We start from the raw sequence: 19,882 nt of genomic DNA on the forward strand, positions 1-19,882 counted from the left end.
TTTACAACAGCAAAGGGGTTCGCAATGAAAGGCAAAATAGCGCTCGCCGCGGTCGCGGCGTCGATGGCGGGGCTCGCCCATGCGCAAAGCACGGTGACCTTGTACGGCATCCTCGATGAAGGGATGACCGTCGTCAACAACGAAGGCGGCGCGCATAACGTGCGCATGGAAAGCGGGGTTTATCGCGGCAGCCGCTGGGGCCTCGACGGATCGGAAGATCTGGGCGGCGGCATGAAGGCCGTCTTCAAGCTCGAAAACGGCTTTAGCCTCGACAACGGTTCGCTCGGGCAGGGCGGCCTAATGTTCGGACGTCAAGCGTATGTGGGCCTGAGTTCACCCTATGGCACGCTCACGTTCGGGCGCCAGTACGACGCGACCACCGATTTCGCGTGGGACTACAACGTGGCCGCGATCGCATCGGGCTACGGCTTTCACCAGGGCGATCTCGACCGCACGCTCGGCGACCGGCTCGACAACTCGGTGAAATACCGCTCGCCGGATTTTCATGGTTTGTCGGCCATTGCGATGTACGCGTTCAGCAATACCGCGGGCGAATTCCACAAGGGCAGTGCGTGGAGCAGCGGCGTGTTTTACGACCATGGGCCCTTCACGGCGGCCGTGACGTACACCTATCTCGCGGGCACGACTTTCGATCCGTATGCGGCGATGGGCTTGCGCAGTTTTATGGGCCGCACCGTCGTCACGCGTGAGGGCGATGTCGTGACGCCGGTGCAGGAATCGTTCGAACTCGATTCGCTGGGGACACTCGGGGTTGGCGCGAGCTATGCGATCGGCGACGTTTCGCTGATCGCGAACATGACGAATACGCGCCTCAAGTATCAGGGCGATGCGACGGTGATGCAGGTCTACGAGGGCGGCGTGACGTGGCAGGCGACGCCTGCGCTGCTGACGGCGCTCGCGTATCAGCACACGCGGTTCGAGGGCCATAAATGGCATCAGGTGAGCCTGGGTGCGTATTACAGCCTGTCCAAGCGTACGCAGATTTATGCGTCGGTCGATTATCTGAAGGCGTCGTCGGGCGTGGACCCCGTGACGGCTTACGACTTTGCCCCGTCGCAGGTGAGCTGGCAGGGGAATGCGCGCGTAGGCGTGCTGCACAACTTCTGATGCGTGACGCGGGCGATAGAATACCCACTGCGTGCATATCGATAATGCGACTAACGGTCTAGCGTCTCTGCATCCACGCCGAGCGAATCTTCGATTCGCGCAGAGTTGGCCGTGCGGCTGGAAAAAAGCTAACAGATGGAAAACACCGCGAGGCGCAAAATCGCGCCTCGCGGTGTTTTTATTGAGCGGCGCATCAGTGGCGCCTTTAACGGCGGACTAAGCTTGCCGTTGAGATGCGCGAGACTGCGAGAAAACCCACTGCTAGAATGGCCGCCTTTTTCGCAGGGAGAGACCCATGAGCTGGTTTATCTATGAAGTGCCTGAGTACAACGAAGACGCCGCGCGCATCGAGCCGTTTACCGAGTTGCGCAGCCGCGTCACGAAACTCAGTGGCCCGGCGATGGCCGACGAGCTGGAAAGCGTGCGCGCAAACGCGGCGAGCTCCGCAGCCACGCCCACGCGCCGTCTGTTGACGGCCGACAATCCGCACGTATTTCCCATTCCTTACGCCGATTCCATGATCCTGGTGGGATTCATTTTCGAACTGGAGCGGGAAGGGCAGCAACTCGTGGTGTCGCCGGTGGAAATGCCCTGGTTGAAGGACGCATAAAACCCCGCGTCAACGAAGACCTTACTGGCTATTGTCTTCGCAATCCTTCCAGTACCGCAGCGGGTCCAGATGATGCGGATAATTCGTGTCGAGCCACATCGACAGTTTGTTCCAGTCCGGATGATTGGTACCCGTTTTAGCGGACCAGGTCGACGAACGTTCGAGAATCCGGTTGCTTTCGCGATCGCGGACGATCAGGCTGCCCAGCCCCGTCGTGCTGTTCGCCTGCGCCTCGACGAGGTAGCGGGGCAGCACGCGGAGTTCGGCGTCTTCGGCCCAGCCATACAGCGCGCGGATCACGCCGGCGGAGTCGCGTAGCTGGATCGGACCGCTCGGCGGACGCACCGCTGCCCATCCTTCCGGGAATTCGGCCACCACCGAATGGTTTTCTTCCCGAACCCATCTCACGCGCCACGCCCGCACCATGGCTTCGCGCATCGCCGATACCGACGGGTAACTCGCGGGCAATTCAATCGCTTTCGGCAGCGTGACGAGGTTGTCTTTCCAGAGCGTGGATTCGTCGTCGGCGCGTTTTGCTTCAAGCTTCGTTTCCTTGAACGGATTCGACTCCTTGAACGGATTCACTTCAAATGGGTTTTCCGGTCGGCTCGACGTTTTCGTGACGCTCGCGGGAAGTCCCTCGAAAAGCCGTTCGGCATCGAGACGAGTGAGTTTGGGTTTGCCTTTCTTCATGTGTTTCTCTTCAGCATGATGGCGTCGCGGTACCGCTGTACTGGGGTACGCCACGCGCCGCTTTTCATGCGGATAAATAGTGAATGTGCCGATCCGGCATGACCAGAGCGTGCTGGCCGTGGCCGATGCGGATGCGCGATATCCGGCCCTGGCCGCCAGTGAGTCTTTGACGGAGCAGGGTACTCGCCGTCAATCCAGTCCGTTATCCTCCGGCCCGCTTCGCGCTATGACCGGCCTTCTTGAGTTCTTCGACGATGCGCTCGCAATGGTCGCCCTGGACTTCGATCGTGCCGTCCTTGACGGTGCCGCCCGAGCCGCAGGCCGTACGCAACTGTTTGCCTAAAACGGCCAATGCCATTGGATCGAGCGTGAGTCCTTTCACGATGGTCACGCTCTTGCCGCCCCGGCCTTTGGTTTCGCGCGATACCCGCGCGACGCCGTCACCTGCTGGTTTCGTTCCGGCGATCGTTTTGCAGATGCATTCCGCAACGGGACGCCTGCATTCGGGACACATCCGCCCGCTTTCCGTGGAATAAACGAGGCCGCCCTTCGAACTGCTTTTCATGTGTTTTGGCTGAGGGAATTCAAGGCTGACGACCGGTCATTTTAACAGGTGGCGCGCCTGCGTCCTGCCCGCCGCGAAGGGCGAGCCAGCCTGCACCGAAATGGCGCGGCCGGAGCGCTATGCGGAAATCGTCATCGCAGCCGGGCTACGGGAACAAGACGGCCAGGCGCCGGTTGCCTACGATTATCGGCATGAACACGATCGATGCAACCGGCCTGACCGATGCACGGCGCACGACGCACGGCGCGCTCGCAGCGATGGCGTGTTCTGCACGGATATAGCCCAAAGCGAACCCAACAAGCAAACCCGATAAGCGGCTTCACACTCATTCAGGACCCAAAGGAACATCATGAGCAACAACATCTTCACGGGTACGATTCCGGCCCTCATGACCCCGTGCACGGCAGAGCGCACGCCGGATTTCGACGCACTCGTCGCCAAGGGGCGCGAGCTGATCGATATCGGCATGTCGGCGGTGGTTTACTGCGGTTCGATGGGCGACTGGCCGCTGCTGACCGAAGCGCAACGTCAGGAAGGCGTCGCGCGTCTGGTGGCGGCCGGCATTCCGACTATCGTCGGCACGGGCGCCGTCAACTCGAAGGAAGCGGTTTCTCATGCTGCGCACGCCGCGAAAGTGGGCGCCAGCGGCCTGATGGTGATTCCGCGCGTGCTGTCGCGCGGTGCGTCGGCTGCGGCGCAGAAGGCGCACTTCGCCGCGATTCTCGAAGCGGCTCCGGCGCTGCCCGCCGTGATCTACAACAGCCCGTACTATGGCTTCGCCACGCGCGCCGATCTGTTCTTCGAACTGCGCGCCAAGTACCCGAACCTGATCGGCTTCAAGGAGTTTGGCGGTGCGGCGGATATGCGTTACGCCGCCGAGCACATCACCAGCCAGGACGACAGCGTCACGCTGATGGCGGGCGTCGACACCCAGGTGTTCCATGGCTTCGTCAACTGCGGCGCCACGGGCGCGATCACCGGCATCGGCAATGCGCTGCCGCGCGAAGTGCTGCAACTGGTCGACCTGTGCCGCAAGGCCGCGAAGGGCGATGTCACGGCGCGTCGTCAGGCGCGTGAGCTGGAAGCGGCGCTGGCCGTGCTGTCGTCGTTCGACGAAGGAACCGATCTGGTGCTGTACTACAAGTATCTGATGGTCCTGAATGGCGATAAGGAATATACGCTGCACTTCAATGAAACCGATGTGCTGAGCGAAGCGCAACGCCGTTATGCGCAAACGCAGTATGAGTTGTTCCGTAGCTGGTACGCGGGCTGGTCGAAGGAAGTGAATGCCTGAGGCTTGAACGCCTGCATTGCCCAGGCAATGCAGCAACGCCGCAATGAAGTATGAGAAAGCGCCCTTTCGACAGGGCGCTTTTTTTGTTTATCGACGCTATTAAAAAAACGCTGAACAGGCAGTGAACAAGCAGTGAGTTTCGCGAGAGGAAAGCACAGCGTTGCGCGTGCCAGGCACTATGCCGATTTCTGCATTTTCACTGTCGATTTTCCTCAAGACTCCTCGATTTTTGGAATCTTATATTGCTTCAGCCAACCACCGGTCAAGCCGGAAAACGAGAGGCAAGTGCCCACCACACCAGCAAGGTTGCGGGTACCGGGGTTATCCACTATCGAGGAGCAAGAGAACAATGCAATTCCAACGGACGGTCATCTCCACTGCGTTAGTCACGGGCCTTCTGGCCGGCGCAACCTGCTCCTATGCCGCGGCACCGGTCGACATCAAGATCGGTTTTGCAGCGCCCCTCACTGGCGGCCAGGCGCATTACGGTGCGGATTTCCGCAGCGGCGTGCAGCTGGCGATCGAAGATATGAATGGCACGAATCCGGTTATCGGCGGCAAGCCCGTGCATTTTGTGCTGGACGCGCAGGACGATCAGGCCGATCCCCGCACCGGCACGACGGTCGCGCAAAAGCTCGTGGACGACGGCGTGGTGGCCGTGATCGGCCACTACAACTCGGGCACCAGCATTCCGGCCGCGCCGATTTACGCCAAAGCCGGCACGCCTGAAATCGCCATGGCGACGTCGCCCACTTATACGCGTCTGGGTTTGCCCACCACCTTCCGTTTGCTGACTTCGGATACGCAGCTTGGCAGCGTGCTCGGCGATTTCGCCGTGAAGGGCCTTAAATTCAAGCGTATTGCGATCGTCGACGATCGTACGGCTTATGGACAAGGTGTCGCGGAAGAGTTCGCCAAGGCGGCGAAGGCCGCGGGCGCCACCATCGTCGACGAGGAATACACGAGCGACAAGGCCGTGGATTTCCGCGCGATTCTCACCAAGATCAAGTCCGTGAATCCCGATGCGGTCTTCTACGGCGGCGCCGATACCCAGGCCGCGCCGATGCTCAAACAGATGCGTTCGCTGGCGATCAAATCGGTGCTGATCGGCCCCGACATGCTGCAGTCCGATAACCTCATCAAGGTCGCGGGCGAGGCTTCGGAAGGCACGCTTGCGGCATCGGAAGGCAGCCCGCTTGCGCAGATGCCGGGCGGCAAGGCGTTTGGCGAGCGTTACGCGAAGCGCTTCAACCAGCCGGTCGAACTCTACGCGCCTTATGCCTACGACGGCACGATGGCCGTATTCAACGCGATGAAGAAAGCCGATTCCACCGATCCGCACGTCTTTCTCACCGCGTTGAAAGCGACGAACATGAAGGGCGTCACGACCAGCGAACTCGCCTACGATCAATATGGCGATCTGAAGTATGGCGGCGTGACGGTGTACAAGGTCGTGAACGGTTCGTGGAAGCCGCTGCAGACGGTGGGCACGAAGTAATTGGTTTGAATCGCGGCGGTGCATAGACGCACCGCCGCGCACGCGCTTCCTTCTTCAGATGTTTCCATCGGCGCCCGCCGTGAATTCCCCATACTTTTCGATTCCCCACTCGCACACTGCAGGGCGTGTAGCGGGCACTTCGCCCGTTGCTGCGCCGTTCGTGCGCTATGCTGAAATCGTCATCGCGGTGGGCCCGTTCGAACAAGACGGCTTGACGGCCGATGCCTAGGATTGTCGACATGAACTCCATTACCGTTATCGACTCCCATACCGGCGGCGAGCCCACGCGGCTCGTCGTTGAAGGCGGCCCCGATCTGGGCCGCGGCCCGCTCGCCGAGCGGCTTGAAATCTTCCGCCGCGATTTCGATCATGTGCGCGCCGGTGTGGTCAACGAACCGCGCGGCTCGGATGTGATGGTCGGCGCGTTGCTGTGCGAGCCGCATGATCCCAGCTGTTCGGCAGGCGTGATTTTCTTCAATAACGTCGGCTTTCTGGGGATGTGCGGACACGGCACGATCGGGTTGATCGTTTCGCTTGCGCATATGGGCCGCATTCAGGCGGGCGTGCATCGGATCGAAACGCCGGTTGGCGTGGTCGAAGCCGAATTGCACGCCGATGGCAGCGTCACCGTGCATAACGTGCCCGCGTATCGCTATCGCACGGAAGTGCCGCTCGATGTTCCCGGCCTCGGTCGCTTGCACGGCGATATCGCATGGGGCGGCAACTGGTTTTTCCTCGTCGCCGATCACGGTCAAAAGCTCGAATTCGCCAACGTCGAAACGCTGACCGACGTGTCGTGGTCGATTCGCGCCGCGCTCGAAGCCAATGGCATCACCGGCGAAGGCGGCGCGCATATCGACCACATCGAACTGTTCGCCGATTCCACCACGCCGGGCCTCGACAGCCGCAACTTCGTGCTGTGCCCCGGCAAGGCCTATGACCGCTCGCCGTGCGGCACCGGCACGAGCGCGAAGATCGCTTGCCTGGCGGCGGACGCGCATCTCGCTGCGGGCGCGACGTGGCGGCAGGAAAGCATCATCGGCAGCGTGTTCGAAGCGAGCTACGCGCCGTATGTCGATGCGAGCGATGCAGGCAATACAGCGCGCAACTACGTGCGCCCGAGCATTCGCGGCACGGCTCACGTGAGCGCCGAAGCGAAGCTGATTTTCGCCGCCGACGATCCTTTCGCATGGGGCATCCGCGCGTGAGCAAGCCGTTGTATTCGAGCCCGGATGTGATCGTGGTGGGCGCGGGCATCGTCGGCGCCGCCTGCGCGCACGAACTGGCGCAGCAGGGCGCGGACGTGCTGGTGCTCGATCGCGCAGGCGTGGGCGGCGGCGTGACGGCGGCGGGCATGGGCCACCTCGTTCTGATGGACGATTCGCCGGCCGAGTTTGCCTTGTCGGCGTGGTCGCGCGATCTGTGGCTCGAACTGGCGCCGCGCCTGAGCGAGCGTGAGGCGTTCGTGCGTTGCGGCACGCTCTGGGTCGCCGTCGACGACGAAGAATACGAACTCGCGCAAACGCGCCAGCAGGCGCTTGCGCAGGCCGGCGTGGCGTGTTCGCTGCTGGATGCCCAGCAGGTACGCGAAGCCGAGCCCGAACTGCGCGAGGGCTTGCGCGGAGGCATGATGCTCCCCGACGACGCGGTGGTCTACGCGCCTGCCGCCGCAGCATGGTTGCTCGCGCAACCAGTCAAGGGCCGCGTGACCTGCAGGCTCGATACGCAGGTTGCGCGCGTGACCCGCGAAGGCGTGGCGCTCGCGAACGGCGAGACGCTCGCGGCAGGTGCCGTGTTGCTGGCCAACGGGCTTCAGTCGGTGGAGTTGCTGCCGGGTTTGCCGATGCAGGCCAAGAAAGGTCATCTGCTGATTACCGATCGCTATCCCGGCACGATCCGCCATCAGATACTCGAACTCGGCTATATCAAGAGCGCGCATAACGCGAGCGGCACGTCGGTTGCGTTCAACGTGCAGCCGCGTCCGACCGGACAGATTCTGATCGGCTCGTCGCGGCAGTTCGACAGTGTCGATCCCGCCATCGAACCGGAGATTCTTGCGCGCATGCTGCGCCGCGCCGCCGAGTATCTGCCCGCCTTGCCAACGCTCAACGCCATTCGCGCGTGGACGGGCTTTCGGCCTGCCACCAGCGACGGCCTGCCGTTGATCGGCCCGGGCGCGCAATTTGCGAACGATACGTGCCACCGCTCGACCTGGCTCGCAACGGGGCACGAAGGTCTGGGCGTGACGACCGCATTGGCGACCGGCAAGCTCATCGCTGCGCAAATGCTGAACTCAGGCGATGGGTTGCCGATCGACCCGGCGCCGTACCAGCCCGCGCGCTTCGAAACGATGGATGTGAGGGGAGTGAGCCATGGCTGATCTGTTGACCCTCGACATCGATGGACGCAGCGTGCGGGTCGCGCACGGCAGTTCGGTCATCGCGGCGATCGCGCAGGCGAGCGGCACGGCGGATATTGTCACGCGCGAGTCGGTGAGCGGCGCGCCGCGCGGCCCGCTGTGCGGCATGGGCGTGTGTCAGGAATGCCGCGTGACGATCGACGGCGTGCGCCATCGGCTGGCATGTCAGACGCTTTGCGCCGAAGGAATGAACATCAGGACAGCAAGGTCCGAATCATGAATTTCGATATCCTGATTATTGGTTCGGGGCCTGCGGGTTTGCACGCCGCGAGCGTAGCGGCACAGGCGGGCGCGAAAGTCGGCATCGTCGACGACAATGCGTTGCCCGGCGGCCAGATCTGGCGGCAGGGCCCGCAGTATGCGCCCAAAGGGCGCGCACGCGAGGCAATCGAAGCGATTGCGCAAGCGGCGAATGTTACGCGTCTGGGCGGCACGCGCGTCGTGCAGGCGCTGCGCCCCCATGAACTGCTCGTGGAAGATGCTTCGCGTGGCTATGCGATCGGCTACCGCAAGCTGATTGTCGCGAGCGGCGCGCGCGAACGCTTTCTGCCGTACCCCGGCTGGACCTTGCCCGGCGTAACGGGGGCGGGCGGTTTGCAGGCGCTGATCAAGGGCGGCATGCCCGTGCGCGGCGAGCGCATCGTGATTGCCGGTACGGGCCCGCTGTTGTGGGCGGCTGCCGTGACCGCGCGCGAACAGGGCGCACAGGTGGCGGCCATCGTCGAGCAGGCGCCGGCGCATGCGGTGCGCGGATTCGCGGCGTCGCTCGTGCATACGCCTGCGAAGCTCGTGCAGGCCGCGCGCATGCGGTTCGATCTGCGCGCGACGCCGTATCTGTGCGGCGCACACGTGAGCGCGGCGGAGGGCGACGGTAAACTCACCCGGGTGACGGTGCAGCAAGGGCACAAGCAGACGCAGATCGATTGCGACCGGCTCGCGTGTGCCTTCGGGCTGGTGCCGAATACCACGTTGGGTACGGCGCTCGGCTGCGATATCGACGAAAAGCAAGGCGTACTCTCGATTGCAGTCGACGAGTTGCAGGCCACTTCGCAAGCCGATATCTACGCAGCAGGCGAATGCACGGGCGTGGGCGGCATGGAATTGTCCGCTGTCGAAGGGCTCATTGCAGCGTACGCGGCGCTTGGCAACGTCGCGCAGGCGCGTGCGCATTTTGCCGAGCGTCAGCGTTACCGCAACTTCGCTGCGCGTATGCACGGGGCCTTCGCGCTCGATCCGCAATTGCGCGGCCTTGCCACGCCGGACACGGTGCTATGCCGTTGCGAAGACGTTCGTTTCGCCGATGCCGCGCAACATCGCACGTGGCGCGATGCCAAATTGCACACGCGCTGCGGCATGGGGCCGTGCCAGGGCAAGATCTGCGGCGAAGCGGCGGCGTTTTGCCTGGGCTGGTCGCGCAATGGCCTGCGCCCGCCGTTCTCGCCCGCACGTATCGGCACGCTGATGGCGGTGCAAACCAGCGTGCAAACAAACGTGCAGGCGCAAGCTTGAAACGGCTGAACGGGCGATGCGAAAGCGTCGCCCGTATTTCTTTGCAGGTGTGCAAGCGGCGGCGACGAAGGCATAATCGAGCCGATCCCGACTCGCCACGCATTGCCATGCACGACCTGCTCACGCCCGCTGCCAGCGGACACTCGACGCCGCCGCAGACGCTCGCCCAGATGGTGGCGCATTTCTCGCTGCTCGAACCGCTGTTCGACGCGATGCCCGACGTGGTCTTCTTCGTGAAGGATCACGAAGCGCGCTATGTGATCGTCAATGCAACACTGGCGGCGCGCTGCGGTTATAAGGATCGTCGTGCGCTGCTGGGAAAAACCGCTGCCGAGGCGTTTCCTTCGCGTTTCGGCCGTATTTACACCGAACAGGACGAAGCGGTCGTGCGCGACAACAGCCGCCTGATCGATCAGCTCGAACTGCATCTCTATCCGGGCCGGCAGCCTGGCTGGTGCCTGACTTCCAAGGTGCCGCTGCAGGACGCGCAGGGGCGTGTGCTGGGCGTGGCCGGTATCTCGCGCGATCTGCGCGCGGCGGAAGGCACGCATCCGGCGTATCAGCGTGTGGCTATCGCAGCGAAATACATTCAGGACAATTACGCGCAGCCGCTGAAGCTTTCGAATCTCGCGGCGCTCATCGATATGTCGGTGGCGCAGGTCGAGCGCTATTTCCATAAGGTTTTTCATCTCACGCCGCGCCAGATGCTGCTGAAAACGCGGCTCGATGCAGCATCGGAACTGCTTGCAAGCGATTCGAGCATTACCGATATCGCTACACGTTGCGGCTACAACGATCACAGCGCATTCACGCGCCAATTCAAGGCGACGGTGGGTATTACGCCGAGTCAATATCGCGCGTTGCTGCATCCGCAAGCGGCGCCATCCGATCAATAACGCATTCAAAAACGATTGTGCGGCCCTGCAAAATCCGCGCGCACTTTTCTAAGTGTTCTCACCGATAGCGCTTGCGCGCGTGATTTGTTTGCATGAGTCGATAACGGCGATTGTGCCGAATTCGTCACGCTGAGGTGCGAAAGCCCTCAAGCCGAAGAGAATATGGATAGCGATACTTCTTCGCATCGTTGCTGATCTGGCGCGATGTATTCAACGAAGGAGCCTGGCACTGTGAGCCGTAACGTTATCCCATCGGGCAGCGTGTTTTCCGCCCTTAGATATCTGCATTCCGCCGCGCGTTACACTCGCGCGCCGTGGCGGCAAGTCCCCATCTTTCTGTGATCTGACGTCAGGCAGCGCGCTCGCCGCCCTGCGTGTTCACACGTGCGCAATTGCGCGTCATTCATAGCACGTCAAAGCGCATACCTCGTTCACGTTCTGCTTCTGCATGTCGATGCAGCAGGCAAACGCTCAAGCGCTAATTCCCAAATCAGGAGACTCGACTATGTCCAGTCAAGGCAATTTATCCCGTCCGCTGCCGGTTGGCGACGGCACATCGGCTGCCGCATATGAACAGGCCGGAGAAGGCCGCTTCAAGAAACAACTGTCACTGACGGACCTCACGTTTATCGGCCTGGGCGCGATTTTCGGATCGGGCTGGCTGTTCGCCGCGAGCCATGTTTCGGCCATCGCCGGACCGGCTGGCATCGTCTCCTGGCTGATTGGTGGCTTCGCGGTGCTGCTGCTCGGCGTCGTCTATTGCGAACTGGGCGCGGCCTTGCCGCGTGCGGGCGGCGTGGTGCGATATCCCGTGTATTCGCATGGTCCCTTGCTCGGCTATCTGATGGGCTTTGTCACGCTGATTGCGTTTTCCAGCCTGATTGCGATTGAAGTGGTTGCCGCGCGCCAATACGCGGCTGCCTGGTTTCCGATGCTGAGCCAACCGGGTTCGGGCAATCCGACGATGGTGGGATGGTGCGTTCAACTCGCCTTGCTCGCCCTGTTTTTCCGGCTCAATTATTCGAGCGTAAAAACCTTTGCGCGTGCGAATAACCTCATCAGCATTTTTAAATTCATCGTGCCGCTTTCGGTGATCGGCGTGCTGTTCACGTTTTTCAAACCCGCGAATCTGCACGTGCAAGGCTTTGCGCCGTTCGGTCTTTCGGGCATTGAAATGGCGGTGTCGGCGGGCGGCATCATCTTCGCGTATCTGGGTCTCACGCCGATCATTTCCGTGGCGAGCGAAGTGCGCAATCCGCAACGCACGATTCCCATTGCGCTGATTCTTTCCGTGCTGCTTTCCACGCTGATTTACGTGCTGCTGCAACTGGCGTTTATCGGCAGCATTCCGACCGATATCCTCAAGAGCGGCTGGGACGGTGTTAGCAAGGCGTTTTCGCTGCCGTATCGCGACATCGCGCTGGCGCTCGGCGTGGGCTGGCTCGCTTATATGGTGGTGGCCGACGCGGCGATTTCGCCGAGCGGTTGCGGCAACATCTACATGAACGCCACGCCGCGCGTGGTGTATGCGTGGGCAAAGACGGGTACGTTTTTCCGCGTGTTTACGCGTGTCGATGCGGCTTCGGGGATTCCGCGCCCGGGTCTGTGGCTCACATTCGCGCTGGCCGTATTCTGGACGCTGCCGTTTCCTTCGTGGGAAGCGCTGATCAACGTGGTGTCGGCGGCGCTCGTGCTCAGCTATGCCGTCGCGCCGATCTCCGTCGCCGCGTTGCGCCGCAATGCGCCCGATATGGCGCGTCCGTTTCGCGTGGGGCGTTTTGGCATCGTCGGTCCGGTGTCGTTCGTGATCGCCGCGCTGATCGTCTACTGGTCGGGCTGGAGCACGGTGTCGTGGCTGCTGGGTCTGCAGATCGTCATGTTCGTGATCTATCTTGCAGCAGGGCGTTTCGTGCCGACGCGCGATCTGAGTCTCGCGGAACAGGTGCGTTCGTCGCTGTGGCTGATTGCGTTTTACGCCGTGATGATCGTGCTGTCGTGGCAGGGCAGTTTTGGCGGTGTCGGCACGCTGGCGCATCCGTTCGACACCATCGCCGTGGCGATCGCGAGCCTCGTTATTTACTACTGGGGCGCCAATACGGGCGTACCGGCCAGCAAGCTGCGCCTCGACGATGACGACCAGTAACGCCGCGCATCGCGACATCGCATTCAATTCTTTTGCAGGAAGCACTATGACTATTACCGGCCAGTCGTTGATCGGCGCAGCAAGCGTGAGTGGAATCGACGGCTTTTTTCAAGGCGTAAACGCACGCACGGGCGAAGCGCTCGAACCGCAATTCGGCAGCGCGAATGCCAATGATCTGGAGCGCGCCTGCGCTCTGGCAGAGGCAGCATTCGATCGCTATCGCGAGACTTCGCTCGAAGCGCGCGCTGCCTTTCTGGAAACGATAGGACAACAGATCGAATCGATTGGCGATGCGCTGATCGAACGCTGCATGGCCGAAACCGGCCTGCCGCGCGCGCGCCTCGAAGGCGAGCGCGCCCGCACGATCGGCCAGCTCAAGCTGTTTACCAATCTGCTGCGCCAGGGCGATTACGTCGATGCACGTATCGATCCCGCGCAACCGGAGCGCAAGCCGATGCCGCGCGTGGACCTGCGTCTGCGCAATATTGCGCTTGGGCCGGTGGCGGTGTTCGGCGCATCGAATTTCCCGCTGGCTTTTTCGGTGGCCGGCGGCGATACGGCGTCGGCGCTTGCGGCAGGATGTCCCGTGGTGGTGAAAGCGCATGGCGCGCATCCGGGCACGTCGGAACTCGTCGGGCGCGCGATCCAGCGTGCCGTGGCGCAATGCGGTTTGCCCGAAGGCGTGTTTTCGCTGCTGTTCGATGGCGGCATTGCAATCGGGCAGGCACTGGTTGCGGATCGGCGGATCAAGGCAGTGGGCTTCACGGGCTCGCGCGCGGCGGGCGTGGCGCTGATGAAGATCGCCAACGCGCGCGCCGAACCGGTTCCGGTCTATGCCGAAATGAGCGCGATCAATCCCGTCGTGTTGCTGCCGCAGGCGCTGGCGGCGCGCGGCGAGCAGATCGGCAAGCAATTCGCCGCGTCGCTCACGCTGGGCGCGGGGCAGTTCTGCACGAATCCGGGTCTGCTGCTGGCGGTGCAAGGCGACGCGCTGCGCGCGTTCGAACAGGCCGCGAGCGCAGCGCTGGTCGACACCGCCGCGCAGACCATGCTCACGCCCGGCATCCACGCAAACTATTGCCGTGGCGTGCAGCGTCTGGACGCCGCACCGCAGGTCGAAAAACTGGCGAGCGGCGCGACGGGCGGACCGTATGACGCTCAGGCCGCGCTGTTCGCAACGTCCGCGCAAAACTTCCTTGCGAACGCGGCGCTGCACGAAGAGGTCTTCGGTCCGGCATCGCTGATCGTGCGTTGCGCGGATCTGAACGAACTGCACGAAGTCCTCAAGTCGATCGAAGGTCAGTTGACCATTGCCGTGCATCTGGACACGGCGCACGCCGCCGATCGCGATGCCTGCGCCACGCTGATTCCCACGCTCGAACGCAAGGCCGGGCGCATTCTGGCGAATGGCTTTGGCACGGGCGTGGAAGTCGGGCATGCGATGGTGCATGGCGGCCCGTTCCCGGCGACGTCGGATGCGCGCACGACATCGGTGGGCAGTCGCGCCATCGAGCGTTTCCTGCGCCCGGTGTCGTATCAGGACTGGCCGGACGCACTGTTGCCGGGCGCGCTGCGTGACGACAATCCGCAGCATCTGGCGCGACGCGTGGACGGCGCGCTAGAGAGCGAGGCCAGGCGGCATGGCTGAACCTGCTGAGGACGTCGCGCTCTCGCTGAGCGAACTCTTCGACCTGGCGCGCAAGGCGCTCGTGCTGCATGGCGTGTCGGCGGCGCACGCGGAAGCGATCGCGCGCGTCATCAAGCAGGGGCAGCGCGACGAATGCCATTCGCACGGTCTGTATCGATTGCTCGGTTGCGTGCGTTCGGTGCGCTCCGGCAAGGTCGATCCGCGTGCCGAGCCGACTGTGCGCGATGTCTCGCCAGGCGTGCTGGCCGTGGATGCGCACTACGGTTTTTCGCTGCTGGCGTTCGAAACGGGGCTGCCCAGGCTCGCCGAAAAAGCGCGCACGCAAGGCATCGCGGCGATGGCGATCAATCGCTGCTTCCATTTTTCGGCGCTCTGGCCCGAGGTGGAAACGATTGCGGCGCAAGGTCTCGTGGGTCTCGCGATGAATCCCAGTCATAGCTGGGTCGCGCCTGCAGGCGGCACGCGCGGTGTGTTCGGCACCAACCCGATCGCGTTCGCGTGGCCGCGCGCGCAAGGTCATCCGTTCGTATTCGATTTCGCCACCAGCGCGATTGCGCGCGGCGATATCGAATTGCATGCGCGCGAAGGCAAGCCGATTCCGCCGCACTGGGCCATCGACCGCGACGGCCAGCCCACCACGGATGCGCGCGCCGCGCTGGACGGCGCGATGCAGACCTTCGGCGGCCACAAGGGCTCTGCGCTGGCGGCGATGGTGGAATTGCTCGCGGGCGCGCTGATCGGCGATCTCACCAGCATGGAGTCGCAGGCCTTCGACGATGGCGCGGGCGCGAGCCCCTGTCACGGCGAACTGGTGATCGCCATCGACCCGCAGCGCTTTCTGGGCAGCGACCATGCCGCTGGCCAGGCGCGCGCCGAACGTCTGTTCGAAGCGATCGTCGATCAAGGTGCAAGACTGCCTTCGCAGCGCCGTTTCGAAGCGCGCGAGCGCAGCGAACGCGATGGCGTGCGGGTGCCGCGCGCGCTGTATGACGACGTGATGGCTCTTTTTAGCCAGTAAACGGAACGTCGCCCGGCGTTCCTTTCTGTAGTTCTGCGCTTCCCTTCATGCACGCGCCGGTCACGGCGCGTGCAGTTCATGCGCAATAGCGGACGATGTCCATGTCCGCCATCTATTCGCGCACTATTCGGTCGCCGCTTCGCCAACGTTGCCCACCTGCGCCGCGCCCCGATAAAACACGAAATACACGAGGCTCAGCAAGGCAAGAAAGGGCACGCCGAAAATCATCGTCATACGGAATTCTGGCGTGAATAGCGTGGTGAGCGCCGCGCCGATCGTCAGCGCTGCGCCCAGCAGCGTGAGCACCGGAAAGCCGCGCATGCGGAACGACGGCAGCGCGCGGCCCGAACGCTTCCAGTGACGGCGGAAGAACAGATGCGTGACGAAGATCATCGCCCAGGTGAAGAGCGCGCCGAACATCGAAATCGCCATCATGATCGTGAACGACGCGTCGGGATACAGCACGCTCAGCACCGTCGCGATGGCGATGCCCGCGCAGGACAGCAGCAGCGCCGCCACCGGCACGCCGCGCGCGCTGAGTTCGCCGAGGCGGCGCGGCGCGTGGCCGGCGCGTGCGAGGCTGAACATCATGCGCGTGGTGATATAGAGCTGGCTGTTCATCGCCGAAAGCGCCGCGATCAGCACCACGAAGTTGATCACGCCCGCGGCGCCCGGCACGTGCACGGCTTCCATCACCTTGACGAAGGGGCTCTGGTCTTTGCCCGCTGCGGTCCACGGCACGATCGCGAGCATCAGCGCGAGCGTCACGATATAGAACAGCACGAGACGGCCCACGGTCAGACGGAACGCCTGGGTGACGGCGCGCTGCGGATCTTCGGCTTCGCCGGCGGCCACCGCGATCATTTCGATACTCAGGTAGCTGAAGATCGCCACGATCACCGCAACCCACGTGCCCCACAGGCCTTTCGGGAAGAAGCCGCCATCGGCCGTGTAGTGCGCGAAGCTCGCCGGCCCGGTGACCTGGCCGTCATGCGTGCCCGCCACCAGTTGCGGATTGAAAAACACCACATACACGCCCAGCACGATAAAGCCGATGATGGCGCACACCTTCACCACCGAAAACACGTATTCCACCGAGCCGAACAGGTTCACGCTGCGCGCGTTGACGAGCACGAGCACGCTGGAGAACGCGAGAATCCAGACCCAGCCTGGCATCGCCGGCAACCAGTATTTCATGTAGAGCGCGATGGCCGTGACTTCGGTGCCGACCGCCAGCACGATGCAGGCCCAGTAGCTGTAGCGCACGAGAAAGCCCATCCACGGGCTGACGTAGTGCTCGGCATAGGCGCCGAACGAACCCGAGGTGGGATGGGCCACCGTCATCTCGGCGAGGCAGCCCATCAGCAACAGCGAGATGAGTGCGCCGATCGCGTAGCTGAGCAGCACGCTCGGCCCCGCGAAACTGATGGCGAAGCCGCTGCCGAGAAAGAGGCCGGTGCCGATTGCGCCGCCGATGGCGATCATCGAAAGCTGGGAAGCGCGCAGCGTGCGGCGCAAGCCGTGCTCGCGCTGGACGATCTTCTGAAACGGGTCTTGCGTGGTCATCTAAAGACGCTCCCTGCGTGTCTGAAACAAACGAAATCGTGAGCGGCACGGCGGCTGTCATGCAGCGCCGCGCCGCATTTTACGCATGCCCTGCGCGATGGATGATTAGAACATGTGACGCAGGCCGACCGCTGCGCCCAACTGGTTATTGCTGCCCGGCAACTCGGTGACGGCGCCGCCCGAGACCTTGTTGTAATCGACGCTCGCGTACACCTGGGTCGATTTCGACAGCGCATATTCCGATTCCAGCACGCCGGTGTAGCGCTTGCCGCTGTTGCCGGCGATGCCATTCACGTCGCGGATCGTGTCGTAGTAGAACGCACCGGTGACGCTCACCGCCGGCGAGACCTGCCACGCCACGCCCGTGAAGCCGATGGTGTCCTTGCGCGGATTTTCGGAGAACGAGCCGTATTGCACGGTGCGGCTGCTGTCGTTGAGGAACTCGCTGTCGACCACGCCGGTGGCATCGTTGCCGCCGATATAGCCGAGGAACACCGTGGCCGGGCCGATTGCATAACGGGCCGCCGCGCCCCACATCTGCTGCGAGCGCGCGTTGGCGTCGCGCACGTTCTGGTAGGCCGCGCCCACCATCAGCGCGCCGCGCGTGTAGGCGGTGCGCACGCCCCAGTACGAATCCGCGCTCATGTCGCCGGCCTGGCCGCCGAAGCCGTAGCTCGCGCCCACGGCGAGGCCGTCGAAGTTGCCGCTGTAGCTGACCACGTTGCTCGCGCGCGCCTGGGTCAGGAAGTACGGCCACATGTTGGCGCTGTAATTGGCGACCGTGAGCGGATCGAGATCGCCGAACAGGTTGAAGCCTTCGGTCGCCTGGCGGCCGAGCTTGATGGTGCCCAGCCGCGATTCGAGCCCGACGTACGCATAGCGGCCGAACAGCAGGCTCGAATCGGTCTTGCCGTTTTGTGGCTCGAAGCCGTTTTCGAGCTGGAAGATCGCCTTCAGGCCGCCGCCGAGATCTTCGGTGCCCTTGAAGCCGAAGCGGCTATTGGTGATCGCGCCGTTGGTGAGCTGCAGGCTGCTGTCGTTGTTCGCGTTGGCGTGCGTGGTGTATCGCAGGCTTTGATCGACGATGCCGTAGAGCGTCACCGAACTCTGCGCCTGTGCGCTCCCCGAGGCCGCGAGCGTGGCGGCGCTCAGTACGCCAGGGACTACTAACTTGATGAAAGTCTTCAACTGGGAACTCCGGTGGGTGGTCGTTTAGTTTTTGTAGAACAAGCGCTGCGTGGTGCGATTTCTAGCGCGTGTGTGTCGCCGCAGACGGCAGCCCGACATAGGCCACCAGTTCGATCAGCATGGCCGGATGTGCGAAGCCCTTGACGGCGACGCTGGTGCGATTGGGCCACGGCGCGCTGAAAAAGCGGCGGTATTCGGCGTCGATGGATTGCATGTCGGCGGCGTCGGCCATATAGATCAGCACCTGGGCGACGTCGCTCAATTGCGCGCCCGCGGCCTTCACGGCCTGTTCCAGATTGGCGAGCGTGAGACGCGTCTGCGCGACGATGTCCTCGCCGGCAATGGCGCCGCTGGCGTCCATCGGGCCGTGCGCGGTGAACATCAGGCCGCCGGCACGCGTGGCCCACGAAAACGGCTGGCCGGGATTGGGCAAGCCGGTCTCGATCGTATCGGACATGGGTTCTCCTCCTTGTGTTTTTTGGGTGGCGCTCGGTGCACGTTATTGCGGTGCGAGCACGCTGGCCATCGCTTCGGCCACGTAGTCGAGATTGCCGGCGTTCAGACCGGCGACGCACAAGCGCCCCGAGCGCAGCAGATAGACGCCGAACCGCTCGCGCAACGCATCCACTTCGTGCGCGCGCAGGCCGGTGTAACTGAACATGCCGCGCTGTTCGACGAGGTAGTCGAAGGCGCGGCCCGGCAGCGCATCGCGCAGGCGGTCGCGCAGGCCCGTGCGCATCGACTTGATACGCGCACGCATGGCCGCCACTTCGGCGTCCCATTGCGCGTAAAGCTGCGCATCGCCCAGCACCTGGGCGACGAGTTGCGCGCCGAACAGCGGCGGGCTCGAATAGGCGCGGCGCACGCCCGCCTGCATCTGCGTGAGCACGTGGGTGGCTTCCTGCTCGCTCGAACAGACGACCGAGAGCCCGCCGCAACGCTCGCCATAGAGCGAAAAATTCTTCGAGAACGAATTGCTGACGAGAAAGGCCACGCCCGCATCGCTCATGGCGCGGATCGCCCAGGCATCGTCGTCGAGGCCGTCGCCGAAGCCTTGGTACGCCATGTCGATGAACGGAATCAGGCCGCGCGCCTGCATGCAGGCGATCACGGCGCGCCATTGTTCGCGCGTGAGATCGAGGCCGGTGGGGTTGTGGCAACACGGTTGCAGTAGCACGAAACTGCGCGCCGGCAGCGTTTCGAGCGTGGCGAGCATGGCGTCGAAACGGATGCCGTTGCTGGCCGCGTCGTAATACGGATAGCTGTGCACCTCGATCTGCGCGCCCGCGAACAGGACGCGGTGATTGTCCCAGCTCGGATCGCTGATCCAGATCGCGCTATCGGGGAAATAGCGCTTGATGAACTCCGCGCCCAGACGCAGCGCGCCCGAACCGCCAAGCGTCTGCAAGGTCGCGACGCGGCGCTCGCGCACGGCCGCGCAGGCCTCGCCGAACACCACGCGCTGCACGGCCTCGCGAAACGGCGCCGAGCCTTCCATCGGCAAGTAGGTGTGGGGGGCGCGCTGCGCAGCGATGCGCGCGGCGGCGTTGCGCACGCTTTCCAGCACCGGAATGGCGCCGTTTTCGTCGTAGAACAGGCCGATGCTCAGATTGACCTTGCGCGCTTGCGGGTCGCGCTGGAAGTCCTGGAACAAGGACAGGATCGGGTCGCCGGGGTAGGCGTTGACGTGGTGAAACATGCTCGAGT

At 63.3% G+C, this 19,882-nt stretch carries 18 protein-coding genes; 12 read left to right on the forward strand and 6 right to left on the reverse strand.

From position 1 onward, the window contains the following. Positions 1-24: 24 nt before the first annotated feature. Together U5A67_RS11810 and U5A67_RS11815 are read left to right on the forward strand one after the other, a co-directional pair. Positions 25-1,128 carry a porin gene (locus U5A67_RS11810; RefSeq protein ID WP_205982187.1) on the forward strand — a complete coding sequence of 368 codons (1,104 nt, stop codon included), beginning with the start codon at positions 25-27 and terminating at the stop codon, positions 1,126-1,128. A 295-nt stretch (positions 1,129-1,423) separates the two neighbouring features. Then, a complete protein-coding gene (locus U5A67_RS11815) occupies positions 1,424-1,738 on the forward strand; it encodes a helicase (RefSeq protein WP_205982188.1) in 315 nt (104 codons plus the stop codon). A gap of 21 nt (positions 1,739-1,759) precedes the next feature. Here U5A67_RS11815 and U5A67_RS11820 read toward each other — a convergent pair whose 3' ends face one another. Then, positions 1,760-2,431: a hypothetical protein gene (locus U5A67_RS11820; protein ID WP_321814150.1), complete on the reverse strand. Its 672-nt coding sequence runs from the start codon at positions 2,429-2,431 to the stop codon at positions 1,760-1,762. Positions 2,432-2,633: 202 nt separating this feature from the next. Further along, entirely contained in the window at positions 2,634-2,996 is a 363-nt protein-coding gene (locus tag U5A67_RS11825; protein ID WP_321814151.1) for a translation initiation factor Sui1, read from the reverse strand. A gap of 349 nt (positions 2,997-3,345) precedes the next feature. Between U5A67_RS11825 and U5A67_RS11830 the strand changes: the two genes are divergently transcribed. The 10 genes from U5A67_RS11830 to U5A67_RS11875 all read left to right on the forward strand — a co-directional run bounded on the left by U5A67_RS11830 (position 3,346) and on the right by U5A67_RS11875 (position 15,421). Further along, the gene (locus tag U5A67_RS11830) at positions 3,346-4,290 is read left to right on the forward strand and encodes a dihydrodipicolinate synthase family protein (RefSeq protein ID WP_321814152.1); all 945 of its coding nucleotides are present in this window, start codon (positions 3,346-3,348) and stop codon (positions 4,288-4,290) included. A 349-nt stretch (positions 4,291-4,639) separates the two neighbouring features. Then, positions 4,640-5,788, forward strand: coding sequence for a branched-chain amino acid ABC transporter substrate-binding protein (locus U5A67_RS11835; RefSeq protein WP_205982192.1), 1,149 nt, complete (start codon positions 4,640-4,642; stop codon positions 5,786-5,788). A 239-nt stretch (positions 5,789-6,027) separates the two neighbouring features. Next, positions 6,028-6,996, forward strand: coding sequence for a 4-hydroxyproline epimerase (locus U5A67_RS11840; protein WP_415767815.1), 969 nt, complete (start codon positions 6,028-6,030; stop codon positions 6,994-6,996). Further along, on the forward strand, positions 6,978-8,168 hold the full coding sequence (locus tag U5A67_RS11845) for an FAD-dependent oxidoreductase (protein ID WP_321814153.1): 1,191 nt from the start codon (positions 6,978-6,980) through the stop codon (positions 8,166-8,168). The genes U5A67_RS11840 and U5A67_RS11845 overlap by 19 nt, the downstream gene beginning before the upstream one ends. Beyond that, a complete protein-coding gene (locus tag U5A67_RS11850) occupies positions 8,161-8,427 on the forward strand; it encodes a (2Fe-2S)-binding protein (RefSeq protein ID WP_321814154.1) in 267 nt (88 codons plus the stop codon). The genes U5A67_RS11845 and U5A67_RS11850 overlap by 8 nt, the downstream gene beginning before the upstream one ends. Then, a complete protein-coding gene (locus tag U5A67_RS11855) occupies positions 8,424-9,716 on the forward strand; it encodes an FAD/NAD(P)-binding oxidoreductase (protein ID WP_321814155.1) in 1,293 nt (430 codons plus the stop codon). Before U5A67_RS11850 ends, U5A67_RS11855 begins: the two co-directional genes overlap by 4 nt. A gap of 107 nt (positions 9,717-9,823) precedes the next feature. Next, the gene (locus U5A67_RS11860; RefSeq protein ID WP_241023283.1) at positions 9,824-10,612 is read left to right on the forward strand and encodes a helix-turn-helix transcriptional regulator; all 789 of its coding nucleotides are present in this window, start codon (positions 9,824-9,826) and stop codon (positions 10,610-10,612) included. 505 nt (positions 10,613-11,117) lie between these two features. Then, positions 11,118-12,755 (forward strand): APC family permease, encoded by a 1,638-nt coding sequence (locus U5A67_RS11865; RefSeq protein ID WP_321814156.1) that lies wholly within the window; start codon positions 11,118-11,120, stop codon positions 12,753-12,755. Between the two features lie 46 nt (positions 12,756-12,801). Continuing rightward, positions 12,802-14,403: an aldehyde dehydrogenase (NADP(+)) gene (locus tag U5A67_RS11870; RefSeq protein ID WP_321814157.1), complete on the forward strand. Its 1,602-nt coding sequence runs from the start codon at positions 12,802-12,804 to the stop codon at positions 14,401-14,403. Next, positions 14,396-15,421 carry an Ldh family oxidoreductase gene (locus U5A67_RS11875; protein WP_321814158.1) on the forward strand — a complete coding sequence of 342 codons (1,026 nt, stop codon included), beginning with the start codon at positions 14,396-14,398 and terminating at the stop codon, positions 15,419-15,421. Before U5A67_RS11870 ends, U5A67_RS11875 begins: the two co-directional genes overlap by 8 nt. Positions 15,422-15,544: 123 nt before the next feature. Here U5A67_RS11875 and U5A67_RS11880 read toward each other — a convergent pair whose 3' ends face one another. The 4 genes from U5A67_RS11880 to U5A67_RS11895 form a co-directional block, all read right to left on the reverse strand. Next, positions 15,545-16,987, reverse strand: a complete 1,443-nt coding sequence (locus U5A67_RS11880; RefSeq protein WP_321814159.1) for an amino acid permease — start codon at positions 16,985-16,987, stop codon at positions 15,545-15,547. A gap of 105 nt (positions 16,988-17,092) precedes the next feature. Then, positions 17,093-18,175, reverse strand: a complete 1,083-nt coding sequence (locus tag U5A67_RS11885) for a porin (RefSeq protein WP_321814160.1) — start codon at positions 18,173-18,175, stop codon at positions 17,093-17,095. A 61-nt stretch (positions 18,176-18,236) separates the two neighbouring features. Further along, positions 18,237-18,632, reverse strand: a complete 396-nt coding sequence (locus U5A67_RS11890; RefSeq protein WP_321814161.1) for a RidA family protein — start codon at positions 18,630-18,632, stop codon at positions 18,237-18,239. Positions 18,633-18,674: 42 nt separating this feature from the next. Next, positions 18,675-19,874 carry an amino acid aminotransferase gene (locus U5A67_RS11895; protein WP_321814162.1) on the reverse strand — a complete coding sequence of 400 codons (1,200 nt, stop codon included), beginning with the start codon at positions 19,872-19,874 and terminating at the stop codon, positions 18,675-18,677. Positions 19,875-19,882: the final 8 nt, after the last annotated feature.

It is taken from the genome of Paraburkholderia sp. J69-1 (assembly GCF_905220255.1).
In the GTDB taxonomy this organism is placed as follows: domain Bacteria; phylum Pseudomonadota; class Gammaproteobacteria; order Burkholderiales; family Burkholderiaceae; genus Paraburkholderia.